The organism is Variovorax sp. HW608, assembly GCF_900090195.1.
GTDB lineage: Bacteria > Pseudomonadota > Gammaproteobacteria > Burkholderiales > Burkholderiaceae_C > Variovorax.
Genome location: NZ_LT607803.1, coordinates 5,786,144 through 5,810,493, shown reverse-complemented (window position 1 = coordinate 5,810,493; position 24,350 = coordinate 5,786,144). Strand labels below are relative to the sequence as shown.

The window sequence follows — 24,350 nt, the reverse complement described above, 5'->3', positions numbered from 1 at the left end:
GATGGCGCAGAACCCGCCGTGCAAAAGTTGAAGTATGACAGTACCAGTGGCACAACCGCCCAGGCAGCACAGGCTGCGAAGGCATCAATGCCTTCCGACGTGTGCTCTTCGCTGCCGAGCGACCTTCAGGCGGCCGCGTACGCGCACGACCGGCAGCTTTGCGAAAACGAGATCAGGACGATGTATGCCTGTTCAGGGTCGCGTGCGGCGCCGAACGTCTTCTATCCGACGCCATGCGACTAGCCGCTCATGGGCGAACTGAGCCGCAGCAATGGCCTCCGGTTCGTAGACCGCTGCTCTTCGTCTATCCACGGCACCCTGTCGTGCGAGCCAGATGTTGAGTAGGGGCGCTTACGGGTCTCTTCAAACCAAGATCCGATGTGCAGCCATTGTCAGACTTGTCAGATCCTCGTGTGAGGCCCGGTGCACTTCGGCAAGCACATGGCTCGAACCCAGCTCACAAGTTGTTACCATGACCGGGCCCATGCCATCCTGCTTTATCGCACACATGCTTGCGGCCCCCAGAGAGTGTTCCGTTCGTCATCCGTCGAGGAGAGGAGAAAGTGTGGCGATAAACATCGTAGATGTCGAAGAAGTACTGCGCCAGCAACCGCATCCTTTGACGCTTGTGAACTTGGAAGCCCTGAATCCAGCACGCGAGCCCTACAGGGCAATCTTGCTTCAGCCCACAGGCACGGTCGAAGCCAATGACGTCCGGGTTGGCCACGCAGACCCTGCACTTGGTCACGCCTTGTGCAGCGGATTTCTTTCCTCCGCAGTACAAAGCCATTCTGACCTAGCGGTAGCACCGGAATACTGCGTCCCTTGGTCCGTCGTACAAGAAATCGTCGAGGGAAGATTTCGCCCTCCACAAGGCGCCATCTGGGTGCTTGGATGTGAAAGCATCTCGCCGGCCAATTTTCAAGCATTGGTTCAACACTACAACGCCGCTGGCGCTTGCGTGTTTCATCACGAACCACTCGATGCGCGCCAAGCTGGACAACGGCGCTACGTCGACCCGCTGCTCTATGTCTTCTGGGCACAAAACCAGGCTGGGCAGCCTGTGCTCTTCCTTCTCGCCCAGCTAAAGACGGTGGCCTGCCGGGACTACCGGGACGTAGAGCAGACTTCACTGTGTCTCGGTAAGACGGTGTATGCCTTCAATCGCGGCATCAACACCATGAGTCTCGTCTCAATCATCTGTTCCGATGCCTTCAACTTCACCGAGCACATCGACGCGATTCACACCAACTGCCTTCTCATTCATATTCAACTGAACCCGAAGCCCGCGCATACCGACTATGCAGCCTACCGCACCCGACTTTGCTCAGTGGGAACCAACAGCCACGTCGAACTCCTTTGCTTGAACTGGGCCAAGAATATCCAAGAGGCCAAGGGGACAGGCAAGTATTCGGATTGGAACAATATTGCCGGATCTGCCTGGTATGCACCGCCCGGAAAATTCAGCGCTGACGATGGGCTCATCGATTCGCTGCATCGTGGCGGTCTTTACTACTGCCTGCTTGCTCAACGATGGCACTCGTTCTTCCTGAACTACGAAGGCCAGATTATTCAACTGCAGAAGCAGAAGCTGCTTTTCCACGGCGAGCAAGCACTGGCCCCGAAAAATTTCGTTGCGGTGGAAGATCGATGGTCTTGGAACCCAGGCAGCAACAGCTGGGATCCCGGTGCAGTTGCCAACGACGGCTTTGCCGACGCGCTGACGGACTACCACGCGATTGCCGAGCACCTGGAATTGGCCTCGCAGGCTAGTCCACTCGCAGTCGAACGCGCAATAGAAATCCTCATGGGGCCTCGCGGGAACCCGGCCTCCTGGTACACAGTCAAGGAACTCGATGCAGTCCATCTGGACAAGGACGAGGAATCGATACGTCGCGTCACGGTCCACCAAGACCCTGACCTCACCCGGCCAGGATCCGCTTACCGATTTCAAAGGTTGCAGCGTGCGCACGATGCAATCAGACTCGCCGAGAGCGATGTTCCATGGCCTCCTCCGGTCCGGGATTTGGCGGACGGCTTCAAGCTGTCATGGAAACACAAGTCCCCACACCACAACGTGGAGCCGAACGCCGGCGGGCGCGGTCCCGCATCGCTTGTTTACCTATCGGACCAGGCAAACAATTCGGTGGTCGAAAGCACGCACCAAAAACTCAGCAAGGCCATCATCACCCATGCGATCAATGAAGCCTGCGAGGCCGGTAAAAGCGGCGAAGAACTAAGCGACGCCGTCGTGCGCGCTCAAGACCGACTTTGCGTCGTGTTTCGACGTGACAACCGCTATGGTGCACGCGGGCCCGAAGGCACCAATCTCATTGACACCCCGGCCAGCGCATCACCGGTAGATTTCTCAGAGGACAGATCATGATCGATGCGCAACGAGTTGAGGCGCTACTCAGGAGCCGCTACCCCAATCTCGAAAGCGTTGGGAAAGGTGTATTTCGAGGCGTCGACCGCTTCGGCGCTCGCGACTACGCGGTTCGATACTTCGACCTGAACGATCGGCTGGCGACGACTGCCGATTCGCTGAAGGGATACCAGGAAGAAGTGCTTTCGCCAATGTACTTCTCCAGCGACGTCGCGACCGATCTGCGATGGAACCACTACCTGTACTTCGTCACGAGCGACGAAGAAGCGCAGAGGGGCGAATTCGGTCGCCTCAAAGCCAAGGTAGAGGCGGACAGGGAGTACGCCCGCAAACTGATCGTTCGGGAAGGCGACGTCGCCAGCTTGCTGACCCACGCCCAAGCGCCCGAGCCCCCGATCGCCTTGCCGATCGACCTTGCAACAACATGGTCAAACACTCTCGAACAGCACGGCCTTGCCTTCATTTTGGATAGCGAGACCTCCGTTCCCGACGCCGTTCGGCGAATCGTTGCGGGAACGAAGAAGGCGACGTTGCGTCCGATTTCGCCGGTTACGCTTCTCGAATCCGAACGGGCCGCTGCAAGCCACTTCATCGAGCGCTTGACCATCAAGGGCTTCCGCACGCACCCGGAGGAAAAGGAGCATCTGCTAGGCCGAGTGAATCTGATTGTCGGCAGCAACGGTGTTGGAAAGACCTCACTTCTTGAGGCAATTGAGTTCGCATACTGCGGAAGGAATCGTCGATCCTCCACACTACTCGGCAACACATCGATTGCCGCAGATCTTGATGGAGTCGAACACAAGCTGTCTTCGACTACCGATGCCACGCGACTTCGAGCGCGCCATTCAGTTTGGTATGCAAAGACCGAACTGAAGACGGTCACCATCCAAGATAGTTTCGGGAAGTTCAATTTTCTGGATACCGATGCTGCCGTGGAGCTCAGCGTATCCGCAAGCTCAGCACAAATTGGGACCGATGTCACCCGTTTGGTGTTAGGCGCGACGGCAGAGAGTCTGGCAGACAGGCTGCGTCGCGTTCTCAAGCAGTTGCAGGATGAGCTGAAGGACCTAAGGCGCGACAAGGCGAGCCATGAGCAGTTGAAGCTTGCAGCCCAGAAACGCCTAGATGTCATCAAAGCTGCCCCCAAACTGTCCGACAGTTTGTTCCTCGAACTTCTTGCGGCGCTGAAGGGCCAAGGATGGAGCCAGCCCCCAGATGAAAAGGGTCAACTCGAAGCATTGCGAGAGCGCTTGCATGAAGCCGCGTCCGCCGTCGCATTGATCCGCCGATCTGCGATCAACATGCTGCACGCCGAACCCGATTCGGCACTTCGGCTACTGTCGAACCTGAACGAAGAAGCCAGCAAGGCGGGAGCTCTGGATCAGCGGGCCAAAGCCGCCCGGTTGGCACAGGTCAACGCCCGTCAGCAAGCGGAGATAGCGGCGGAAGGGAGCGCCGCTACGGAGGCCCTGCTTCCCTATGCCCGCGCCAACTTTCCGCTCCTTGTCAAGCAGGCATTGGAGTGTCGGGATCGGGTGCGCATGCAGACTACGAAACTGAGCCCGGTAGCCAGCCTCGGCAACACGGACTCCATCCAACAACTTCTGGAAACGCCTCTTGCCGACGCCATTGACTCAGTTGACACCGAGATCGCGGAGCAACAGCGCCGGCTCGACGCGGCGCAGGCTTCTTTGCAGGCTCTGGAAAAGACACAGAGTACGCTGACCGTTCTGAGGCAGCGCCTGTTGGGAACCGCCCAAGACATACTGCAGCGGTCGGCCAATCCCGACCATTGCCCTCTCTGCCGAACAGAGTTTGAAGAAGGTCAGCTACTTACGCGAATGATGGCTGATGTCGAGGTCGGTACCTCCGAGCAAGCAAGCCTGCTGCGGTCAGACATCTCGTCGGCCAGCGAAGTGATCGAAGGCGCCCGGTCCATGTTGGACCTGCTACATCGCTTGCGCACGTTTGCTGGAGATAGCGCGCCGATCCTCACGGTCGCCCACGCGCTTGAGCAGATCGCCCAAGAACGAGCTGCATTCGATCTTGATCGGAAGGAACTGGAAACGTTCCAGGCGCGGGCTCAGCAACTGCAATCCGACGGGCTGTCCTCTAAAGACCTTACTAGCAAGTTGCTGGCTGCGGGAGTTTCCGAACTCCCTTCACTTGAGGAGTTACAGCGAATCCAATCGACCTACAAACAGACGGTGGAAACGCTGCAAAGCGCTGAGAAAGCCGCGCTACACGAGTCGGACGTCGTGCGGCAGGAATGCGATGCTATGGCCGAACGCCTTTCCATCGAGGCCCTCGGCGACCCGGACCACCTCGCAAGATCGGTCAAAGAACTGATCTCGGATGCGGAAGCTTCCCTGGGAGCACGCCAAACTCTTGCGTCCATCCTGACAATCGGCACTGAGGCGACCGCGGAGGAAATTGCGCTGGGTCTCGGAGCTATTCAGCGAGTGCTCGCGCAAGTTGCCACGGCCGTGGCGCAAGAGGGTGCCAACGACAAGGCCCTTGACGACGAAACCAAGAACGTCGAAGGCCTCGTCAAGAAGATTGAAAGCAGCGGAAAGAAGATCAACTGCGCAAGCGACGCAGAGCAGGTGCTGGAGACCCTGGCCAAACAAAGCTCTGGGGGCGAGTTGGAGAGCCAGATCCTGACCGAGAACGCAGCGGAGATTGCTCGCACGTTTGCCAGCATCCACATGCCCAACGAGTTTGAGATTCAGGTCATCCAAGGAAAGCTCGTCATTGTTCGCAGGAGCACCGGCGCTGAGGTTCAGCTCGAGCACATGAGCACAGGTCAGCGCGCCGCGTTTGCCCTTTCGCTTTTCTTGGCGATGAACGGAAGGCTCCGGACAGGCCCCCCAGTGCTGCTATTCGATGATCCCGTCGCACACATCGACGACATCAACATGCTGTCGTTTCTCGATCATCTTCGCCAGCTTGCCATCGGTGGATCGAGACAAATCTTCTTTGCTACGGCAGACACAAAGCTTGCTGGGCTTTTCCGCCACAAGTTCAGATTCTTGGGCGATGAGTTCAAAGAGTTGCGTCTCTCGCGAGCCTCTTAGACATGGTGACTGCTGAAAGCGGTCCATGCCGTCATGTCGCGGAACGCGGCACGTCCTCAACATTTGCCGATGCCGGTCAGCTCTTTCAACCAGCTCGCAGGTAGACTGCCTTTCCGCAGTAGCCCCTCTATTAGGATGAGAAGCGCATGAATTGGCACATCCTGACCGTTGCACGCCAGGCAACCCAGACTGAAGAGCAGGACCAGAATCCCGCCCACAAACTGCCGCAACCATGAGAGCTTGGTGGCGCCACACGTGGGACTGGGCAAGGCGCGGCGGCATGGTATGGCCGTCCGCAATCTTCTCGGTGCTGACACTGGCCCTCATCGTCTGGTGGCCGGGGCCCCGCACGATTTGTCAGGCACCGGATCTTGGCTTGCGTGTCTGGGGCATGCTGCTCCAGCTCATAGGAGCTTGGACGGTGTGGGCAGACCTTACGTCGACCGCGGGGCAGTTCGGAAAAACCGGCATCGCGAAACGCTTCTTTCTGTGGCTGCGTGAACCGTTTCGCAAGGCATCGACCTCGATTGTGGCAGCAGGGGTCTCAGCAACTGGAGCGGCGGGTGCGTTCGCCAACGCAACCATACGCCGCAACCCCTTACCAGGACGCGGGATCGAAGAGCGCTTCGCGGCTGTTGAATTCAATATCGAACAACTCACAAAGGAGCTGACCGAGACGAATCGGTCGATTCAAACCCTTGGCGCCAAACAGCGAGCAGAACTCGCGGATACGACTGCGCGACTGCAGAGCGAACTTGGCTCGGTGCGCGCCAGCCTTGAAGAGACGGCGACTGGAAACTATCCGAAGCTCCTGTTCGGGCTCGTCTGGCTTGCCGTAGGAATAGTCGTCGCAACGCTTTCTCCCGAACTCCTGCGCGCAGGCGCCGAAGGCCGCTCGCGCGTGGATGCGCAAAGCGCGGCCATTGCGAGAGGTGCGTGCCCACCGTGAGGGAACACCCGAGCTGTCGTCGACGCGGCCCCCACCCTCGGCGCAGAATCAGCGGCCCCACGGACAAACCGGAAACCCCAATGGACAATGAAACCGGGATCAAAAGCTCGCCAGCTCGCCCTGCGCAAGAGGAAAATGAGGACTTGCTCGATCCGAGCTATCTGGCGACGAAGACGCTTACCGAGATTCTGGCGACCGGTACAAAGCACGCCGGCGGCCTGGCGCAGTTGGCCCACGCCGAGCAAGAACGCACGCTGTTCGGCGGTGAGCCCCGCACAGCCGAAATGCGCGCACGGCTATGAGCCAGCTCGACCACGTACTTCTCCAATGGAGCTTTTCGCCACCTGAATACTTCGAGCAGCGCATCGAGATCGGGGCAGCGCACCACTCTGTCGAAATCGACGTCGGCAAAATCCTGGCTCGAATCGACGGCGAGCACTTTCAGCGTGATCCGTCCATGCCCGAGACGCTGCACAACGAACTGCTCGCCCGCTTCCGAGCAGCCCAACTGCTTACACATCGGCCGTTCGAGCTATCGGGATCCTCAATGGTGGAGGTCTTCAAGGACGGCCATACCAACCGGCTGATTGCGCCATTGACGGGCGTTATCGCGATCGGCTCCGTCGGCAGCGTCGGCGTGATCATCACGGACCCCACCACCGGAGAGGTTCTGTACGACTCGAGACGCGAGCGCCGCGACTCGATTAAGAGCCTAGGGATGGTGTCCAAAACCCGCGTGGCGATGCAACCTGAAGGGCTGAGCACCGGCATATGAAATCGCAGCATCGCTTTGCGTCGATTTCGACTCTATCGAGGTCCGTTTCGGGCCATTTGCCCAGTGGTTTTCGGCTCCTTGGCCCCTTTTGGGCGCGCTCATGCCTGCTCGCCCAAGAGCCGGCGCCGCGCCATCCACAGATTGCTCAAGGCAAACAACGTGTGCAGCTGCGCTGTGTTCTTCGCCAGTCCCTTGTAGCGCACCTTCACATGACCGAATTGGCGCTTGATGACGCGAAACGGATGCTCCACCTTCGCACGCACGCTGGCCTTGAGATGCTCGATTCGGTCGAGCACGGCGCCCATCGCGCTGGCCTTGTCCAGTGCTCGCCGCTTGCCCGGGCGCATGGCCACATGCCAGCGGACCTTGGTTCCTCGATTCTCTGTGCGCTTGGCCACTCCCTGGTAGCCCGCGTCAGCGAAGACATCGACCTCTTCGCCATGCACCAGTCGGCTGGCCTGGGTGACGTCGTTGACGTTGGCGGCTGTGCCCACCACCGCGTGCACCAAGCCGGAGTCGGCGTCCACGCCGATGTGAGCTTTCATTCCAAAATGCCATTGCATTCCCTTGCGGGTCTGATGCATCTCGGGGTCACGCTCGCCCGTCTTGTTCTTGGTCGAACTGGGAGCGGCAATCAAGGTGGCATCGACCACTGTGCCGCTCTTGAGCATCAGGCCCTTGCCCGCTAGCGTGGCGTTGACCGTGGCCAGGATTTGCTGGGCCAGGTCGTGCTCTTCGAGCAGGTGACGAAATCGAAGAATGCTCACGCGGTCGGGGATGCGCTCGGTGCTGCGCAGACCGGCGAACTCGCGGTACAGCGAGACCTCAAACAGCGCCTCTTCCATGGCCAGGTCGCTCAAGCCGAACCACTGTTGGAGGAAATGAATTCGCAGCATCGTCTCCGGTGCAAACGGCGGTCGACCCGTGGACTTCCTCGGTGCGTGCGCGGCAATCAACGCCACCAATTCGCTCCATGGGACCACCAGTTCCATCTCATCGAGGAACACCACCTTGCGCGTACGCCGAGTGCTCAGATTGAGGCCGAGGTCTTGCTGCTTCATGCCGATATTGTCTTGGCCGCACGTGACGTCACCGCGTTCGTGGCGACAAAGTTTTGAACACCGTCCCTAGGCGATCGAATCGCCGCGCAAGGCGCTGACCCGGTGCTCCGTTCCATGCTGGCGAGCTATGACGCTGCCGTTGCGGATCCGAGCGATGAGATGACCCATCTTTACGAGATTGAGGACGCGATGAAGCTGCGATTCGGCAATCCCGACAAGGCGGTCGCCGCGCTTGGCTTCTCGAAAGCTGAATGGGACCGGCTGCACAAGCTCTGTAACGAAGCACCTATCAACCAGAGCCGGCACCGCGGTGCACGCACCCCACCTCTGCGCGACGCGATGCCAGAAGAGCTCGAAGAGGCGCGATCGATTGCTCGCCGGATCATCGATGGATACCTGACATGGCTTGAGAGCGCAGTATGAAACATCAAAGCTTCTCAGTTCTTGTGTGAGGGCGGGGGCACTTTCAGGGCGCAGATTTCAGGCTGAACCCAGTCCAGCTGAGCACCGGCGCCGCTCGGCGCTATCGAGCGGTGGTTCAGGTGTCTATCTGGAACACGGTTGCCAACTCGCAGAACCACTTCAGCTCATCGAGCTGAAGCAGTCCCAAGGCGTGGACGGATCGACTGACCGCAACTAGTCTGACCCCGACATAGCGGGCCCCGTCGCGCCTTTTCTGAGGCGCCCTGCCCGCGCCTCTCCCGCAAGTCGTTCGAGGACAAGGTGTACCCTCGGCAGAAGCGCGATGCTGGGGTCGATAACTTCACCTTATCGCGCGCGACCCTCGACCGGCAACTGTGCACAGGGCCCGCAGGCCCCTGCCCTACTGCCTCCGAATCGCCAACCGAACGGTTGGCTCCATGCCCTTCGCGATTCTGCCCGGTGCAAAGGGAACGGCAGCTCACCGACATCAACCGGTCCCATCAAATCGCGGTCCGTTCCGACTGCACACGCTGCTGCACAGCGGTATTCGACAGTTCAATCTCTCGAAGCAGGTAGGTGTCTAATGCAGACGTGGCGCCTCCCCGAGGCCGCCGTTCCGACGTTCTCGCAATCCAACCCATCGCCCCGAGCAGCATGCTACGGGTTCGTCAGTGCGGGCATCACTACCTGCTCAACAATCTGGCCTCCTTCCGGCGTCGCCCAGCTGCCCGCCAGCTCCGCAATCACCTGGTTGGTGCTGGTAAGCGTCACACCATTCTTTTCCATGCGGCTCAAGGCAATCTCGTCAGCAAATTTGGTGGGCGACGCTCCAGCGTCGGCTACGACCTGAACTTCATAGCCCTCGAGGGCCAGACTGAGCGCAGGATAGACCGTGCACACATCATTGGTCACTCCCGCGATGATCAGCTTCCTGCGGCCGGTCGCCTTGACCGCCGCTGCGAAGTTTTCGTCCTCCATTGCATTGACGATGCCCAGGCGCTTGATGCGGGCAGCGAACTCCGCCGGGAGGATGGCTTCCAATTCGGGAAGCAACGGACCTTGCGCGTAGTCCTCCATGCTGGACGTCAGCACAACCGGCATCTTCAGAATGCGCGCGGTCTTGGCCAGCATCAACGCGTTGCGCTTGAGTTCCTCGAAGGGCAGTGATTTCGCCCATTTCATCGTGCCGACCTGGTGGTCAATGAGCAGCATTGCGGCGCTTTCGCCGGTGAATCGTTCATAAGACATCGCGAGACTCCTTGATGGTCAGGTTGCGCTGGATTGCAGCGGCGGGCCGGCGAACACCATGACCTTGGCGCTGCCTTTGGGAACTTGAAGGGTGATGGTGCGCGGCGTGCTTTGAACGGGGAATACCGGAACCCGGAGGTCGTTGAGACTGAAGCTCTGACCGTCCACCATTGCCGTGCCGAAGATCGGCATGACGAATGCGCAATGGCCGGCTGCAATCGGTACTGCCAGCTCGACGCACTCTTCCAACGAGATGTCGAGCATCGTGACGTCGGTGGGCGGATTCAAAGGCGATTGGGTGTCCTCAAAGCTTCCCGCGGGCACGCGTACCTTGGTCCCCGGCAGATGGACGACGGGTACGTCCTGGGGCTCAAGGCTCAAGGCGAATGGCTCACTGTCCTGCCTGTTGCTCGGCAAGCTGACGAAGATCTGCAGCGAGTGGACGGTCTTGCCCACTTCCGCCGGGACTTCCTCGTGGACAATCCCACGTCCGGCTGCCGCCCAGTGCAAGCCTCCGGGACGAATCAGGTTGTGCGTCCCGATGTTGTCGCGGTTCTCGATTCCAGTTTCCGAATCGAGGAACACGTATGACACGGCTGAGAAACCGGCATGGGGGTGAGGTGGGAAGGTCGCGGCACTCATCCAGGCTTGATCGACTCCGAGGAAGGGACTGATCAGCGCCTCCACGCCACGTAGTCCGTAGGCCCGAAAGTGACTGCCGTGATTGGCGCGCCGGAGTGGCGCAAAGAGGACCACGACGGGCTCCTCAGGCAGGCAGCGCTTCGCTCAAGGTGGGATAGTCCGTGTAGAACCTTTCAGTCCCGCCAAAGAACCCTTCGCGATGCGCCTCGTTCATGGGTGCATTGATCTTGAGTCGCTCGACGAAGTCTGGGTTCGCCAGCACCATCGCGCCATAGGACTCCAAGTCGGCCAGACCCGAAGCAACGTCGGCACCGACCTGCTCGCGTGGCCGCCCCGGGCGGTTCAGGATCAGCGCGCCCTGCCACAGCTTGCGAATGTCGGGCAGCAGCGACTCGTTGCCCTGGTGCATGATGTGCAGATAGGCGAGGCCGAGCTTGTCGAGTTCCGCCACCAGATAGCGGTAGAGGTCGGGACCCTGGACGCCCTCATCGATCCCCCACATCGTTGTGCCGGGCGACAAGCGAATCGCGGTGCGGTCTGCGCCGATCTCTGCGGCGATCGCCTTGGCGACTTCGATCGCGAAGCGAGCGCGGTTCTCGATGGAGCCGCCATATTCATCGGTTCGTGTATTGGCGCTCGGCGCAATGAACTGCTGGATTAGATAGGCGTTCGCGCCGTGAATCTCGACGCCATCTGCGCCGGCTTCCACGGCGCGTCGGGCCGCGAATGCAAAGTCGGCGACGGTTTGCCGTACTTCCTCGACGGTGAGCGCGCGCGGCGTCGGAAGGTCCTGCATCCCCTTGGCCGTGAACATGCCTGTCCCCGGCGCGATGGCTGAGGGCGCTACACCCGGGCGATGGTGTGGTGTGTTGTCCGGGTGGGACATGCGCCCGGCATGCATGAGCTGGATGAAGATTCGGCCGCCCTTGCTGTGCGCGGCGGCAGTAGTGTTCTTCCAGCCCTCGACATGCGCGTCGGTGTAGATGCCCGGTGTTGTCAGATAGCCTTGACCGTCTTCGGAAGGCTGCGTCCCTTCGGTGACGATCAGGCCGACGCTCGCGCGTTGGCCGTAGTACTTGGCGGCCAGATCTCCAGGCGTGCCGTCAAGCTGCGCACGCGAACGAGTCATCGGCGCCATGACGAGGCGATTCGCCAAGGTGAATCGGCCGACGCGGACTGGATCAAAGAGATTGCTCATGATGAATTCCTCAGATGGGCGGGTTCAAATTTCGGTCGAGGGGAATCATCCTTCGCTTCTTCTGCTGGATAAATATCCTGAATCCGTGACCCCTGTATGCCGATCCGGTTCAATTGCCCTGCCAATTCGCCCTTAATGGGTGCGCAGCGGATGTCCAGTGACCGCATGGCTCAATTGCAGCCTCTTCGTTCCGTACTGAACGCCCAGAGATGCTCTGCAACCGTGCGCACAGGGGCGATTTCCGTGCGCCGTTGCACGCTTGTGCGCGCTGCGCGACGTGGGGCCGCCGGCGAGGTACTGGATGTTGTGCTGGCGCCTGGACTGCCTTCAGCCGCCGGTGCCGGCAAGTTGCCAGTGCAATCGCTCGAAGGCGCTGGCCGCGCGATCGTTGGCCCCCAGGCCGAGGATGACGCGCCGGCCATGCTCGATGAGACGACCGGCGCGGTAGATGAGCTCCTGCATCACCGTCTTGATGCGCCGGCGCTTGGCCGCGTGACGCACTGGCGCATTCGGCCCGTGCAGCCCGGCCTGGCCCATCAGGCGCAGGATGTTCATGGCCAGCGCCGCGAGTTCGCACACCAGGTAGTTGGTATCGAACTTGCCCGAGGGCAGCCGCTCCAGGTCGAGGTCGGTCTTGAACTCGGAATGGAACTGCTCGTGCGTGCCGTGGTCGGCGTACAGCGCGATGACGGCCTTCGCATCGAACTGTCTGGCCTCCAGGCTCGTGCTCCAGCCGTCCAGCGTGAGCTTGGGTTCGATCAACAGCTGACCCTTCGCATCGATGGTGCGCTCGGTCAGGCGCAGCACGCGGCGCAGCGGCCGCTCGATGCCTTCGATGGACAGCGATTCCTCCCACACTGTCACGCGCTTGCCCGCGCGCGGATGCTCCCAGAGCGTGGCTGCGTCGGCATCGAGTCGCTCGGCCAGCGCCACCACGTGGGTGGTGCGCGGATTCCATTTGATCAGCCAGTCCACCTGCGGCTGGCCGGCATGGTTATAGGACTCGATGACGCGCATCAGCGCCGCCGAGTCGAAGCCAGAATCCAGGCGCGCCAGGATCGGCGCCTTCGGGCCCGCCGCACTCAGGCGCTGCGCCATCGGGATCACGCGCTCGAAGTTGAATTGTGTCTCCGACGCCGAGTGCTGCACGCCCGGGCGCAGCGCCAACTCCAGGCAGAACCCGTGCGAGCCCAGATAGGCCGCCAGGGGACAGTAGCCATCGACCCCGGCATAGGTGCGCCCCACGCCGTCCTTGGCGGTGCCGCCGTTGTCCATGGCGAACGTATCGACATCCAGCGCCACCCAGCCGCAAGGCAGCACGCCGTAGTCCGGGCGCGCGCCAGCCAGCAGTGTCTCGATCAGCGGCGGCATGAAGTCAAACAGGTCGCCCGCGCGGGCATCCATGCGCTGGCGCAGCGTCGGGCTCGAAGGCAGCAGTTTGATGCCCAGTGCCTGCTTGAAGAACGCATCACCGCGGAAGTTCTCGATCGCATCGAAATCGCTCTTGCCCTGCACCAGCAGCCCGACGTAGCTGCGCAGGATGTCGCTGTTGGCCACGCCGCCGACGACGCGCAGCGCGGTGTCGATGTGCCTGAACACCGGGGCGAGTCGCTTCAGGTGGTGTCCCACCAGGGCCAACCCCGCCACGGGCGTGAGGTCGTAGTCGAGTTGCTTGACGATGAAGGGGCGCATTGGAGGTTGACTCGGGTGCTGTGTCTTGCAACAGCAGCATTAAACGCGCCACATCGGTCATGCCCCTGATCAACCCCCCCGAATCGACCCCCACCCTCAGGGTGAGCCACCTTCACTCTCGCGCTCACGGATTCAGGTAAATATGGTAATTTGGAGAACATTGATCCGAATTTGAAGCAATCCGATGGATGACTACCTCAATGACATGGCCCTGTTCGTGGAAGTCGTCAAAGCCAAGGGCTTCCGCAGCGCGGCGGACACCATGGGGATGCCGAATTCGACGCTGTCGCGTCGCATCAGCCAACTGGAAAAGTCAATCGGGTTGCGGCTTCTTCACCGCACAACGCGCAAGATCGAGCCGACCGAAGCGGGTCAGATCTACTTTGAGCGATGCAAGCGCATCGTCGACGAAGCGCGGTTGGCTCACGAGCAGTTGGGCGAAATGCTGGCTCAGCCCAGTGGCGTGCTGCGCGCCTCGTTGCCGGTGGATTTCGCTGTCACTTACCTCGCACCCTTGATCGCGGAGTTTGCGCGCCTGTATCCGGGCATTGCCTTCGACTTCGACCTCACGCCGCGGCGCGTTGATTTGGTCAGCGAGCCCTTCGACGTGGCGATCCGCATGGGCGAATCTGAAAGCTCCCAGTTGATCGCCCGTCCGCTGGCCTTACTGACGCCGTATCTCTATGCCTCTCCGGGCTACCTTGAGCGATCGGGCGAACCCAGCAGGCCGGCCGATTTGGAGCGGCACGAGTGCTTCAATATCCTGAAGGCAAATTCTTGGATGTTGCGCGACGGCAAGCGCGCTCACACGGTCCCGGTGGGCGGGCGATTCGCTCTGAACAGCGTTGGCATGATCCGCCGCTTGGCGACGCTCGACCTGGGCATCATCCTGATGCCCCGCGAAATCGTCGCTGACGAACTCGCCAACGGAAAGCTGCGCCAAATCATGCCGAGATGGCACGGAACGCCGCAACCGGTCTACGCAATCACTGAAACGCGTCTTCTACCGGCAAAGACTCAGCGATTCATCGAGTTTCTTCGGGAGCGATTGGGACGATGAGGACTTGGCGAGATGCATTGGCACGCCGGTCGCAGGATGCCTGTGGTGGAACTCACGATCGGCGCAACTGATTCCACGAGGGGCGGATGCGGTACAGATGCTGCAGAACGCCGCGTGGATCAATATGTGGTTCTGGTAGAGCTTGCACCTCAGTCAGCTCGTGTTGCGCAGCCCGCGACCTACGTTGCGGATGGCTGCGCGCGGTGTACAGCGACGATTAGGTTCATGAAGTTGAAGCGCCAGGGTGGCGCGTGCGTAGCCAAAGTCAAACCGCCCGATCGTGCACAAAGTTTAGGACCGCGAAGGGGCCGAGGTGCGCATCGGTTCGCCCCTCGATCGAGATCGGAATCGAGTGCGCTGTGAGGTTGACCACCAGCCCTTTCATGGGACCTTCTGCATCCTCCCATCCGAGTCCAGCCAAGTCACTTCCAAGTCCCTCGATCGGCACAACCGGAGCGCCCGAGGCACGCGAAAACACCTCCAGCACCTGCCAGGCGGGGACCCTTGTGTCGCTCCCGAAATATGGCCCGCAGGGGCCGTGACTGTGATGGAGGGCCAGCACGTCCAATCCAGCATGGGCGCAAGCTGCTGCGTACGCGGCAGTCCACGCCGCACCAAACTGCCCCTGATGGCGCGGATCAGAACTCGCGAGGGGGATTCGGCGCGGCTCAGGATTAGATGCCGGCGAAGTCCCATAAGGATTTCTTGGAGACGCAATGGTGCTGGGACCAAGTCGATACGCGACTCCCGGGCACATCAAACGCACGGACAGCAGGATCGACTCGAGTGCCTCAATTGTCTCCATCACAGAGGTATCGTCGGCAGCGTGCACGATGGGGCAAGTTGCGTGGCCAACGAAATCCAGCGCCGTCGAAGCGGGCCGCTTTCGATTCAGTTCGGTGAAGTAGGTGAACATGCCCCCACCGACAAGAGAGTCGGGAAAGCACCTGCGCGCCGCCTGGGCATAGACTTCCAAAGGGGGCACATTCGGCCACACATCGGTGGGCTGGAAGCTCTTGAGAAACGGTGCAGGGAGAATTCGGATCGCATCCACCTGCAGCTGTGCCGAGTCGCATTTCTTCCGAAGAAGACTTGCCGCTTCATCCGGCGACAGTTCCTCCGGAACGACGGCGTCAAGCTGGACTTTCACCGGCAGGTCTCGCCTGAGTTCCGACACCGCACAAATATCCTCCGACAGCCGCGCAGATTCCAAGTCCGCGTCGACGATCCACCATTGCGCACCCAGCCCCCGTAATGCGGTGTGCTCGTTTGTCGTCGCCAAGCTGATCCCTGCGGGGACGCCGATACCCAGCGCGGGGAGCCTGTGATCTGTCGGCTCACCGAGTCGCAACTGACGCGTGTGCCCGTCACGCTTCTCGCGCTCGGCGGAGACGCCCGTCACCTCGAACTCGACGCGTTGGGCCAATGGGACCCCGTCGGGAAGCCGATACGGCCACTCGTCAAGCAACGAAGCCACGTAGGTCTTGAAGGAGGCGTCGGACCAATTCCGCTGGTCCTCCATCTCAAACTTGCCCGCGCGATCGTGAGGCAATGCGGCCTCCAAGCGGCAATGCAACGTCATTCCCGGCGCAGGCGAGTACGTCAGTGCGCGAATATCGAACACCGGTTGGGATGGGCTGATCTCCAGCGGGAAGCCCAGCTCCTCGAGCTTGCCGTTGGTATGCTCGACGGACAGTCGCTTGCCGGCGCAAGCCGCCGGATGCAGCACCACGAAGCCACATCGATTGGTCGACAACTCCGCATCGGGCGTTGCGATGACGTCGAAGGCAAGCGTACCGGCATCGCTACCTTCGACACGGGCCGCTGCCGTCAACAAGCCGTCAGGCATGCGCATCTTCATCGAAAAGGTCAGAACGAACCGGCTCGACGTCGTCTCGACCTGAATGTCTTCCACTTCGGCTGGCACGGTTCCCCAGTCGTTGTCCCGAAACAGATAGGAGACCCCGCGCGCAATCTCGACCCGGCCCCACTTGACGTGGCGCAGAGCCCCTCCTTCGAACTCACAGCTCAGAGCACCTGCCTCTAGTCGAAGCAGCTCTGGTTGCGGTTCGGTGGTGCCGTAGAGGCGAATGGCTTCTTCGTCGGTCATGAATCTGTTTCGATCGAACTGAACGGCAACCTCGCAGCGCGCCGGTTGCCCTATTGAAGAGAGATGGCCTTCTGAAGGCTATCCGCCGAGTCGTAGGCGGCGTAGACCAGTTTGAGCGTGCGCAGATTGTCGGCTCCTGACGTCTGAGGTTCCTTGACATCCCTCAAGCACGAAATCCAGTGAGCCTGGATGTTCAGCACGCTGTCCTGGATGTTGTGCCAGGGTCGCTCGGCCCAGGAATGCAAGGGCGGCTCGCATCGGATCGTCTGGGTCTCGCCGCCACGCCGGTGGATGACCAACTGGTAGTCGGCTTGCAGCCGCAGGGATCCATGCGACCCGTCGATCTCCAGCAAGGTCTGGGGAAACAGTTCGGTGGGCAGTGCGGTGGCGTAACTGCAGTCCACCACGCTCGTGATCCCCGTCGCATGCGTCAGCAAAAGCGTCGCCACATCCTCGCCCTGGATCTTTGGGTTGACGCGTCGCGTATTCGCACTCACGACCGTCGCCTCCCCGAAGAGGAACCGAGCAATGTCGATGATGTGGATGCCTAGGTCCTGCAGGATGAAGCGCTTGTCCGTGGCAAGGTAGGGCTGCCCGCTGAAGACATCAAAGGCCGATCGGAAGCTCACCCGCCCCCAGAAAGGCTCGCCGATGGCGTTCTGGTTGAGAACCTCGCGCACTTTCTGGATCGGGGTCTGCCAGCGGAAGTTCTCGTGCACCATCAAGGGAACGCCAGCGCGTGCGCAGGCGTCGATCATGGCCTGGCCGTCCTCGATCGAGTTGGCCAGGGGCTTCTGGCAGATGCATGCCACGCGAGCCGCTGCGGCCATCTCCACGAGCGGCCTGTGCGTACTAACGGTCGTCGCGATGTCGACGAAGTCCAGTTGCTCCGCCTCGAGCATCTGCGCAGCATCCTGGTAGGTGCGCTTGATGCCGAACCGGCTCGCGGTATCCTTCAGCCGGGCCTCGTCCCTGTCGCACAAGGCGACGATCTCCACCCCCTCCAACTGCTGCCACGCATGCAGGTGATTCTGCGAGAAGAAGCCGCAGCCGATCAGGCCGCCCTTCAATGTCTTTCCGCTCGTCGTCATTTCAGATGATCCGCAAAGTGGTCGTCGGGTCGAAGAAGTGCGTCAGGGACGCATCGAACGAAAGAGGCACTTTCTCCCCCTCCGTCAGCATCACCCGCTCCTTCAACACACAGGTCACCTCGGTCCCACCAAGCGAAACGACGAGATGCGTTTCCGCTCCTGTCGGCTCCACGACGAGGACTTCGGCGGGAACGCCGTTCTGCGGATCGATGACGATGTGCTCGGGGCGCACACCCAACAGCGCCGCCTTGCCCCTGGCGTTCTGCGGGCAGATCGCCAGCGGGATGCGCCGCTTCTCACTGCCCGCGTAGAACACCTGCCCGTCGGCATCGACGGTTCCCTCGATGAAGTTCATCGAAGGCGAACCGATGAACGATGCAACAAAGACATTCGCCGGCCGGTCGTACAGGTCCAGAGGAGCACCGATCTGCTCGACCTTGCCATCCCGCATCACGACGATCTTGTCGGCCATCGTCATGGCTTCGATCTGGTCGTGGGTCACATAGATGGTCGTCGTGCCCAGTCGCTTTTGCAGCGCCTTGATTTCCGCACGCATCTGGACGCGCAGCTTCGCGTCGAGGTTCGAGAGCGGTTCGTCAAAGAGAAACACCTTCGGATCGCGCACGATGGCACGCCCCATGGCCACGCGCTGACGCTGACCACCCGATAGCTGCCGCGGGTACCGAGTCAGCAGCGGCTCCAGGCCGAGGATCTTGGCCGCGTGCTGGACCTTGGTCGCGATCTCGTTCTTCTTCGCGCCCACGAGTTCCAGCGAGAAGCTCATGTTCTGCGCGACCGTCATCTGCGGGTACAGCGCGTAGCTCTGGAACACCATCGCGATGTCCCGGTCCTTCGGCGCGAGCCGGTTGACCGATTTGCCATCGATGGCGATGTCGCCGGCAGAGATGGTCTCGAGGCCCGCGATCATGCGCAGCAGCGTCGACTTGCCGCAGCCCGAAGGGCCGACGAGGACCACGAAGGAGCCGTCCTCCATATCGACCGATACGTCGTGAAGGACGGTCGCCTCGCCGAAGGTCTTGCGTGCGTTCTGGATGTGAACCGAAGCCATGATGTGTGTCTCCTGTAGGAAATGCGGTCGCTGTTCAGCCGCGGCGGCGCACCCGAACCGCCTGGTACGGCTTGCCCGGCAGGCGGACGCCGAACGCGGCCTCGGGCTCCTTGTTGTGGATCTCTCCATTGGTGCCGCGCAGCGCCGGGGAAGCAGGCAGCGGCGCCTTCTCGATCGGGGTGACGGTCATCTCCCAGGTGTCGATGAGGTCGATGTCATAGTCACCGTCCTCCTTCGGCAAGCCCACGGCCCATTCGACGGGCTGGTGTTCCCCGAAGTAGAGGTAGGTCACGTTGCCGTCCTGCGCGCCCGAGACCCGCACAAACTCCGAGCGACTGTTGGCGCGCGTGAATGGTGACAGGCCGTTCTTGACGTCCTGCTCGAGCAGGTCGCGCAAGAATCCGATGCGCTTCCAGCTTTCGCCACGCAGCACGCCACCCTTGGCCCACCAAAGCTCGTCTTCCGGGTGCATGTAGGTTTCACCGTGTCCGGCATAGCCGCCGCGCAGAAGGGTGATCCAGTAGCGGTTGACCAACTCCTGCGCGCTCAGGTTGCCCCAGGGGCGCGGGATGTTGCCTTCGTACTCGGGCTCGTCGTTGACGATCGGCTTGCCCCAGCCTTCGCGCCATTCGGCGGTCCGCTTGACGTCCCAGTGCTGGATGCACACGTGGTCCACCCATGGCTTGCGGTGGTCGTAGCTCATGTCGGGATGGCCGTTGTGGATGGACTTGAGGTGTCGATACGGATCGCACTCCTCAACCAGATGGAAGTAGCGATCCCATTGCGGCACCGGCTTCACGTCGATGACGAAGTCATATTCGTTGGCGAGAGACCACCAGACGTTGGAGTACGCCGCCAGTCTGGCGACCACGTAGCGCAGGTACCGGCGATCGCGTTCTTCACCCATCGCGACGTAGCCCCAGCGGTCATAGGGATGGAACAGGATGATGTCCGCCTCGATGCCCAGTTCCCGGAGCGCACCCACCTGCTTCTCGAAGTGGCGATACATCACGACATTGGGTCGGTCCAGGTCTTCCTTGCCGTCGCTGCCGACCTCGAAGCACTTGTGCAGGGGTTCGTTGGCGTTGTAGATGTAGTCCTTCGGAAACACCTGCATGCGCATCTTGTTGAATCGGGCCTTCTTCAAGGTGGCCAGCGTCTCTTCCTGCATGGCGAGCGGCTGGTGCGTCCAGGCGTAGCAGGTCGTTCCGAACGGAAGATAGGGAGTCCCATCTGCGTGCGCGAAGTGGAACTTGTTCTTCACCTGTACCGGACCATGCATACCCTCGCGCGGCGCGCTGCACTTGAAGGCGCCCTTCTGCCCATGAAGGGCCGGCACGTCCGAGACGGTCTCGAAGGTCCAATCGCCCTCGGTATCGGGCATGAACCGGACGCGCCAGGTCTGATCGCCGTCGTAGAAGCCGGGGACCTTCACCTGTCGATTGCCGAAGCAGAAGACGGCATCGATCGTGGCGTCGATGAACGGATTGGCCAGCTTCGGGCCCTTGAACGAAGCCTCGAAGATGTCCCACTTGGGGGTGGATTGGGTCATGTTTATCCTTTGACCGCGCCGGAGGTGAGTCCGCCGACGAAGTAGCGTTGAAAGATGAGGTAGACGATCACGGCCGGAAGCACCGTGGTGACGATGGCGGCATTGAGAGGGCCGTATTCACTGCCGAACTCGCCCTGGAATGCCATGAGAGACAGGGGCAGCGTCCACATCTTTCCCTCGAGCAGGATCACCAGGGCCATCGCGAATTCGTTCCAGGTCGAGACGAAGTCGAGGATGAGAAGCGCGGCGAGCACCGGCAACGAGATCGGCAGGAAGATGCGTCGGAAGATCGTGAAGTGGGACGCTCCATCGACGATAGCCGCCTCGCTCAGCTCCTTGGGAACCTCCTTGAAGAACCCGTGGAGAACGAACACCTGATATGGCACACCGAAGGCGATGTACGGAAGCATCAGGCCCAGGCGCGTGTTCAGGAGGCCGAAGTCGTTGACCAGCGTGAACAGCGGCGCCAGCATCACCTGGAACGGAATCATCGTTCCGAAGAGAACCAGGAGGAGCATCAGCTTCTTGGCCGGGACGGTGATGCGGGCGAGCGCGTAGGCGGCCATGGCCGACAGCAGCAGGCCGACCGGGACCTTCACGAGCGTGATGATGGCGCTATTGACGAAACGCGTTCCAAAATTTCCGCGTTGCCACGCATCCGGATAGTTCTGGAAGAACAGCTCCGGCGGCGGCGTGAAGGCGCCCGTACCCATCACGTCCGCGTTCGTCTTGAGCGACGTGAAGAGAATGAAGACGATGGGTGCAAACCAGAGCAGCGCAATCGCGATCAAACCAACCCAGAGAACCACGAGCATCGGGTCGATGCGATCGCTGCCCTGCGGACGGAATGCGGTACTTGTCAACGAAGCCATCACTGCCCCTCCTCGCGCTTCATGCGCCACAACATGTACGGAACCACGATCGCCAACGTGATCAGGAGAAGAACAACCGCCACCGCGCTTCCTCGACCAAAGTCATGGATCTGCATGGACTGCGTGAAGGCCCACAGCGCCAGCATCTGGGTCGACTGCGCTGGGCCACCGAGCGTCATGCCATAGACGATGTCGAACGCCCTCAGAGACTGGATCAGGGAGAGCACCAGCACGATCGTGATGGAGGTGCTCATCGCCGGCAGCGTGACATGGCGGAAAACCTGAAATCGATTGGCTCCGTCAATCCGGGCGGCTTCGACGAGCGTGTGATTGACGCCTTGAAGGCCGGCGAGGAAGAGAACCATCGAGAAGCCGACGTGCTGCCAGATGTAGGCACCGAACACCGAATAGAGCGCGACCTGTCGATCGCCAAGCCAGTCCTTGATCCAGTTCTGCAGGCCCGCGGAGGTCAGCATCTGGTTGAACAGCCCGAAGAACGGGTCATACATCCACTTCCACATCGTCGCGACCGCGATCGGCGCGAGGATCACCGGGAGGTAGAAGATCGCGCGCATGATGTTGCGTCCGGGAACCTGCTGGTTCACGGCCATCGCAAGCCCGAAGCCGATCAGCGGCGGAATGGACACCGCGAGAACGGTCCAGATGATGGTGTTGCGGAACGCAAGCCAGAACACCGGATCGTCCTGGAGGATGTACGCGTAGTTGCTCAGGCCAGCGAATCCGCGCTCCGGCGTCAGGCCGTTCCACGACTGGAAGCTCAGGAGAAACGTGTCCACCATCGGGTACAGGGCGAACACGGCGTAGATCAGCATCGCGGGCCCGAGGAGGATCCAGGCCTGCGTCGAATGCGCATGCCAGAGACCGCTCCAGGAGAAACGCCCTTCAGCGAGCGCTTCGCCTTTGCTCGGCATCGGATGATGGACAGCGTTGGCCATGGCTATCAAGACGGCTTGCGCTTGTCGATGAAGGCCTGCAACGTTGTCGCCGCTTGCGCCGGAGGCAACTGGTCGCTGGCAACCGAATTGATCACGCGGAAGTACTCGGTCGTCACGTCCAGCGGGAAGCCCTGGTCGCCGTTGACGAAGCTCGCGTTGTACTTCGCGAAGATGTCGACCCAGGCGGTGTCCAGCGGCTTGGGTTCCTTGTAGACGACGTTCTTGTTCACGCCGATGGCACCAAACGCCCCGAGGTTGTCCTGCTGCACCTTGTCAGAGATGAAGTAGTCGAGGAATTTGGCGGCAAGATCCTTGTTCTTGCTGTACGGGCTCATGTAGAGATTGACGCCGAAGCCATAGAGCCGGCCCGTGCCGGTCGGGAACGGGAACACGCCATAGGCCTCCGCATCCTTCGTCTCGTTACGCAGCTGCGAGACCATCCAGTCGCCTTCGAGCATCATGGCCGCGCGGCCAGCTTCGAAGAGCTTGCGCGACTGCGCCTGATCGAAGCTCATGAAGGGCTTGAGCATGTAGTCGCTCGTCCACTTGTGGAATTCGTTGAACGCGGTGGTCGCACAGGGCGTCTCGGACCACTTGACGGTCATCGCCTTCAGGGCATCGTGGGTCTTGGCGCCGCATTGGGTTTCGAGGATGGCGTCCATCAGGCGCATGACGTGCCAGTTGACGCTGCCGCCGAAGGTGATGGCCGGGATGCCCGCAGCCTTGAGCTTGCCCGCCGCGGCGACGAGGTCCGCATAGCTGGCGGGCGGCGCATCGATGCCGGCCTTCTTGAACAGCTCCTTGTTGAAGTAGATCGCCTCGCCGTTGATCTGGTACGGCACGCCGTGCTTTCCGGGTGGATAGAGATTGGTGTAGGCGTCGGCGATCGGGCGGATGCGAGCGGTCCAGTTGTATTTCTTGTAGTACTCGTCGAGCGGTGCGCTCAAGCCAGCCTTGACGTACTCGCCGCCGAGGCCCAGGCCCGTCCACATGTAGTAGAGGTCCGGCCCCTGCCTGGAGGTGGATGCGATGCGCAACGCCGACTTGTGTTCGTCGACCGAGCGCGTCTCCATCTTGACGGTCACGCCAGGATTGGCGGCCTCGAAGTCCGCCATGATCTTCTTGAGGGCAGCAGTCTCCGCCGCGGAAGCCGTTCGATTCCAGATGACCAGTTCCTGCGCTTGCGCGGACAACGCTCCGCAGAGAACGACCAGGGCGGCCACGAGTGAACTACGCTTGAATGTGCGCATGATGTCTCCTAGTTGTGAAGGGGGGATGGCCGTGCTCTTGTTTGCGTCGGCCGCGGTCATTGACGCGTCAGGTTGCGCGACGTGCTAAGTGATTCGCCGGATGCTTTCGGCGATCTCTTCGCGATCGAAGACCTGCTTCCAGTCGTCTCGCATCAATCGAGGCTTCCCGAACGTAATGGCCTTGTTGCATGCGTCGGAGAACTGGCCCGGGATCTCCTTGAAGATCACGGCGCTCAGGATCGTCATGTGTCCCAGCAGGAAGTCGCGGGCCGCTGCCGGAGGCACGCCCTTGGCAATCACTTCATCCATCGCCTCGCGCATCACGTCCAGCAGCGTGGCGCAGACGGTCTCGGACAGACCCGGTTCGAGAAGCGCCATCTGATCCACCGTCAGGCGGTAGGAGCGAAGGATGGGCGCATAAATGGTCTTGGCGATGTCCTCGCCGAGTTCAAACGCCTCGGCCGGTCCTTGCATGAGCGCGCTGACCACCGACTGCTTGGCGAAGGCTCCGCCGAAATAGTCCCGCCGCGCTTCGGGCTCGGTCTCGTCGTTGAAGATCGGCGGGTGGCAAGGATGAGCCACGAAATAGACCAGGTCCGGGCGCTTGGGCAGGTGTCCTGCAAACGGCGCCGCAGCGTCGAGCGTGACCACCATGGTGCCCGCCTTGAGTTTCGGCGCGATCTCGTGAGCGAGCTTGCCGATCAGGGTGTCCGGAACCGCGAGGATCACCACCTCGGCGCCGTCGAGCGCGCCGTCCACATCGACACATTCAACGCCCAGTTCGTCCTTGAGGCGCTGGCGTCCGGCGGGACTCGGCTCGACGTGGCGAACACCATAGTCCGATGCGAGGAGGTTCTTCGACAGGCGAAAGCCCATCTTCCCGCCCGCGCCAAAAAGTGCAATCGAGGTCCCCATGGCTCATCTCCTGTGACGCCCCTC

At 61.1% G+C, this 24,350-nt stretch carries 20 protein-coding genes; 7 read left to right on the top strand and 13 right to left on the bottom strand.

Features of this window, described 5'->3' with window-relative positions; translation table 11 throughout:
• Window positions 1-565: 565 nt before the first annotated feature.
• From VAR608DRAFT_RS27475 to VAR608DRAFT_RS27455, 5 genes are all read left to right on the top strand, one after another.
• Window positions 566-2,386, top strand: coding sequence for a hypothetical protein (locus VAR608DRAFT_RS27475; RefSeq protein ID WP_197700420.1), 1,821 nt, complete (start codon window positions 566-568; stop codon window positions 2,384-2,386).
• The gene (locus VAR608DRAFT_RS27470; protein WP_088956952.1) at window positions 2,383-5,463 is read left to right on the top strand and encodes an AAA family ATPase; all 3,081 of its coding nucleotides are present in this window, start codon (window positions 2,383-2,385) and stop codon (window positions 5,461-5,463) included. Before VAR608DRAFT_RS27475 ends, VAR608DRAFT_RS27470 begins: the two co-directional genes overlap by 4 nt.
• A 280-nt stretch (window positions 5,464-5,743) precedes the next feature.
• Entirely contained in the window at window positions 5,744-6,412 is a 669-nt protein-coding gene (locus VAR608DRAFT_RS37255) for a hypothetical protein (protein ID WP_157731124.1), read from the top strand.
• Between the two features lie 80 nt (window positions 6,413-6,492).
• Entirely contained in the window at window positions 6,493-6,714 is a 222-nt protein-coding gene (locus VAR608DRAFT_RS27460) for a hypothetical protein (protein ID WP_088956950.1), read from the top strand.
• The gene (locus tag VAR608DRAFT_RS27455; protein WP_088956949.1) at window positions 6,711-7,187 is read left to right on the top strand and encodes a hypothetical protein; all 477 of its coding nucleotides are present in this window, start codon (window positions 6,711-6,713) and stop codon (window positions 7,185-7,187) included. Before VAR608DRAFT_RS27460 ends, VAR608DRAFT_RS27455 begins: the two co-directional genes overlap by 4 nt.
• Window positions 7,188-7,285: 98 nt before the next feature.
• Here the strand turns inward: VAR608DRAFT_RS27455 and VAR608DRAFT_RS27450 are convergent, their stop codons facing one another.
• Window positions 7,286-8,248 carry an IS5 family transposase gene (locus VAR608DRAFT_RS27450; protein ID WP_088956948.1) on the bottom strand — a complete coding sequence of 321 codons (963 nt, stop codon included), beginning with the start codon at window positions 8,246-8,248 and terminating at the stop codon, window positions 7,286-7,288.
• A gap of 114 nt (window positions 8,249-8,362) precedes the next feature.
• Here VAR608DRAFT_RS27450 and VAR608DRAFT_RS27445 point away from each other — a divergent pair, with 114 nt between their 5' ends.
• The gene (locus tag VAR608DRAFT_RS27445; protein WP_088956947.1) at window positions 8,363-8,671 is read left to right on the top strand and encodes a hypothetical protein; all 309 of its coding nucleotides are present in this window, start codon (window positions 8,363-8,365) and stop codon (window positions 8,669-8,671) included.
• 657 nt (window positions 8,672-9,328) lie between these two features.
• Here VAR608DRAFT_RS27445 and VAR608DRAFT_RS27440 read toward each other — a convergent pair.
• The 4 genes from VAR608DRAFT_RS27440 to VAR608DRAFT_RS27425 all read right to left on the bottom strand — a co-directional run bounded on the left by VAR608DRAFT_RS27440 (window position 9,329) and on the right by VAR608DRAFT_RS27425 (window position 13,451).
• The gene (locus VAR608DRAFT_RS27440; RefSeq protein WP_088956946.1) at window positions 9,329-9,919 is read right to left on the bottom strand and encodes an isochorismatase family protein; all 591 of its coding nucleotides are present in this window, start codon (window positions 9,917-9,919) and stop codon (window positions 9,329-9,331) included.
• A gap of 18 nt (window positions 9,920-9,937) precedes the next feature.
• A complete protein-coding gene (locus VAR608DRAFT_RS27435; protein ID WP_443082895.1) occupies window positions 9,938-10,606 on the bottom strand; it encodes a pirin family protein in 669 nt (222 codons plus the stop codon).
• 79 nt (window positions 10,607-10,685) lie between these two features.
• Window positions 10,686-11,759: an alkene reductase gene (locus VAR608DRAFT_RS27430; RefSeq protein WP_088956944.1), complete on the bottom strand. Its 1,074-nt coding sequence runs from the start codon at window positions 11,757-11,759 to the stop codon at window positions 10,686-10,688.
• Between the two features lie 327 nt (window positions 11,760-12,086).
• Window positions 12,087-13,451: an IS1380 family transposase gene (locus tag VAR608DRAFT_RS27425; RefSeq protein WP_088955659.1), complete on the bottom strand. Its 1,365-nt coding sequence runs from the start codon at window positions 13,449-13,451 to the stop codon at window positions 12,087-12,089.
• Between the two features lie 184 nt (window positions 13,452-13,635).
• On the opposite strand from VAR608DRAFT_RS27425, the gene VAR608DRAFT_RS27420 reads away from it, so the two are divergent.
• Window positions 13,636-14,511 (top strand): LysR family transcriptional regulator, encoded by an 876-nt coding sequence (locus tag VAR608DRAFT_RS27420; RefSeq protein ID WP_088956943.1) that lies wholly within the window; start codon window positions 13,636-13,638, stop codon window positions 14,509-14,511.
• A gap of 265 nt (window positions 14,512-14,776) precedes the next feature.
• Here the strand turns inward: VAR608DRAFT_RS27420 and VAR608DRAFT_RS27415 are convergent, their stop codons facing one another.
• The 8 genes from VAR608DRAFT_RS27415 to VAR608DRAFT_RS27380 form a co-directional block, all read right to left on the bottom strand.
• Window positions 14,777-16,621, bottom strand: coding sequence for a hypothetical protein (locus VAR608DRAFT_RS27415; protein ID WP_088956942.1), 1,845 nt, complete (start codon window positions 16,619-16,621; stop codon window positions 14,777-14,779).
• A gap of 50 nt (window positions 16,622-16,671) precedes the next feature.
• Window positions 16,672-17,712: a Gfo/Idh/MocA family protein gene (locus VAR608DRAFT_RS27410; protein ID WP_088956941.1), complete on the bottom strand. Its 1,041-nt coding sequence runs from the start codon at window positions 17,710-17,712 to the stop codon at window positions 16,672-16,674.
• Between the two features lies 1 nt (window position 17,713).
• Window positions 17,714-18,781 carry an ABC transporter ATP-binding protein gene (locus VAR608DRAFT_RS27405; RefSeq protein ID WP_088956940.1) on the bottom strand — a complete coding sequence of 356 codons (1,068 nt, stop codon included), beginning with the start codon at window positions 18,779-18,781 and terminating at the stop codon, window positions 17,714-17,716.
• A gap of 34 nt (window positions 18,782-18,815) precedes the next feature.
• Window positions 18,816-20,333 (bottom strand): DUF5060 domain-containing protein, encoded by a 1,518-nt coding sequence (locus tag VAR608DRAFT_RS27400; RefSeq protein ID WP_088956939.1) that lies wholly within the window; start codon window positions 20,331-20,333, stop codon window positions 18,816-18,818.
• Window positions 20,334-20,335: 2 nt separating this feature from the next.
• Window positions 20,336-21,205, bottom strand: coding sequence for a carbohydrate ABC transporter permease (locus VAR608DRAFT_RS27395; protein WP_088956938.1), 870 nt, complete (start codon window positions 21,203-21,205; stop codon window positions 20,336-20,338).
• Window positions 21,205-22,161, bottom strand: coding sequence for a carbohydrate ABC transporter permease (locus VAR608DRAFT_RS27390; RefSeq protein ID WP_197700419.1), 957 nt, complete (start codon window positions 22,159-22,161; stop codon window positions 21,205-21,207). Before VAR608DRAFT_RS27390 ends, VAR608DRAFT_RS27395 begins: the two co-directional genes overlap by 1 nt.
• Window positions 22,162-22,166: 5 nt before the next feature.
• Window positions 22,167-23,411 (bottom strand): ABC transporter substrate-binding protein, encoded by a 1,245-nt coding sequence (locus tag VAR608DRAFT_RS27385; protein ID WP_088956937.1) that lies wholly within the window; start codon window positions 23,409-23,411, stop codon window positions 22,167-22,169.
• An 84-nt stretch (window positions 23,412-23,495) separates the two neighbouring features.
• Window positions 23,496-24,326 (bottom strand): phosphogluconate dehydrogenase C-terminal domain-containing protein, encoded by an 831-nt coding sequence (locus tag VAR608DRAFT_RS27380; protein ID WP_088956936.1) that lies wholly within the window; start codon window positions 24,324-24,326, stop codon window positions 23,496-23,498.
• Window positions 24,327-24,350 lie beyond the last annotated feature (24 nt).

Coding starts and splice junctions, on each gene's coding strand:
- VAR608DRAFT_RS27415 (WP_088956942.1), bottom strand. CDS start 16,621: ATGACCGACGAAGAAGCCATTCGCCTCTACGGCACCACCGAACCGCAA.
- VAR608DRAFT_RS27450 (WP_088956948.1), bottom strand. CDS start 8,248: ATGAAGCAGCAAGACCTCGGCCTCAATCTGAGCACTCGGCGTACGCGC.
- VAR608DRAFT_RS27380 (WP_088956936.1), bottom strand. CDS start 24,326: ATGGGGACCTCGATTGCACTTTTTGGCGCGGGCGGGAAGATGGGCTTT.
- VAR608DRAFT_RS27390 (WP_197700419.1), bottom strand. CDS start 22,161: ATGGCCAACGCTGTCCATCATCCGATGCCGAGCAAAGGCGAAGCGCTC.
- VAR608DRAFT_RS27385 (WP_088956937.1), bottom strand. CDS start 23,411: ATGCGCACATTCAAGCGTAGTTCACTCGTGGCCGCCCTGGTCGTTCTC.
- VAR608DRAFT_RS27430 (WP_088956944.1), bottom strand. CDS start 11,759: ATGAGCAATCTCTTTGATCCAGTCCGCGTCGGCCGATTCACCTTGGCG.
- VAR608DRAFT_RS27440 (WP_088956946.1), bottom strand. CDS start 9,919: ATGTCTTATGAACGATTCACCGGCGAAAGCGCCGCAATGCTGCTCATT.
- VAR608DRAFT_RS27405 (WP_088956940.1), bottom strand. CDS start 18,781: ATGGCTTCGGTTCACATCCAGAACGCACGCAAGACCTTCGGCGAGGCG.
- VAR608DRAFT_RS27455 (WP_088956949.1), top strand. CDS start 6,711: ATGAGCCAGCTCGACCACGTACTTCTCCAATGGAGCTTTTCGCCACCT.
- VAR608DRAFT_RS27410 (WP_088956941.1), bottom strand. CDS start 17,712: ATGACGACGAGCGGAAAGACATTGAAGGGCGGCCTGATCGGCTGCGGC.
- VAR608DRAFT_RS27470 (WP_088956952.1), top strand. CDS start 2,383: ATGATCGATGCGCAACGAGTTGAGGCGCTACTCAGGAGCCGCTACCCC.
- VAR608DRAFT_RS37255 (WP_157731124.1), top strand. CDS start 5,744: ATGGTATGGCCGTCCGCAATCTTCTCGGTGCTGACACTGGCCCTCATC.
- VAR608DRAFT_RS27400 (WP_088956939.1), bottom strand. CDS start 20,333: ATGACCCAATCCACCCCCAAGTGGGACATCTTCGAGGCTTCGTTCAAG.
- VAR608DRAFT_RS27395 (WP_088956938.1), bottom strand. CDS start 21,205: ATGGCTTCGTTGACAAGTACCGCATTCCGTCCGCAGGGCAGCGATCGC.
- VAR608DRAFT_RS27420 (WP_088956943.1), top strand. CDS start 13,636: ATGGATGACTACCTCAATGACATGGCCCTGTTCGTGGAAGTCGTCAAA.
- VAR608DRAFT_RS27445 (WP_088956947.1), top strand. CDS start 8,363: ATGCTGGCGAGCTATGACGCTGCCGTTGCGGATCCGAGCGATGAGATG.
- VAR608DRAFT_RS27460 (WP_088956950.1), top strand. CDS start 6,493: ATGGACAATGAAACCGGGATCAAAAGCTCGCCAGCTCGCCCTGCGCAA.
- VAR608DRAFT_RS27425 (WP_088955659.1), bottom strand. CDS start 13,451: ATGCGCCCCTTCATCGTCAAGCAACTCGACTACGACCTCACGCCCGTG.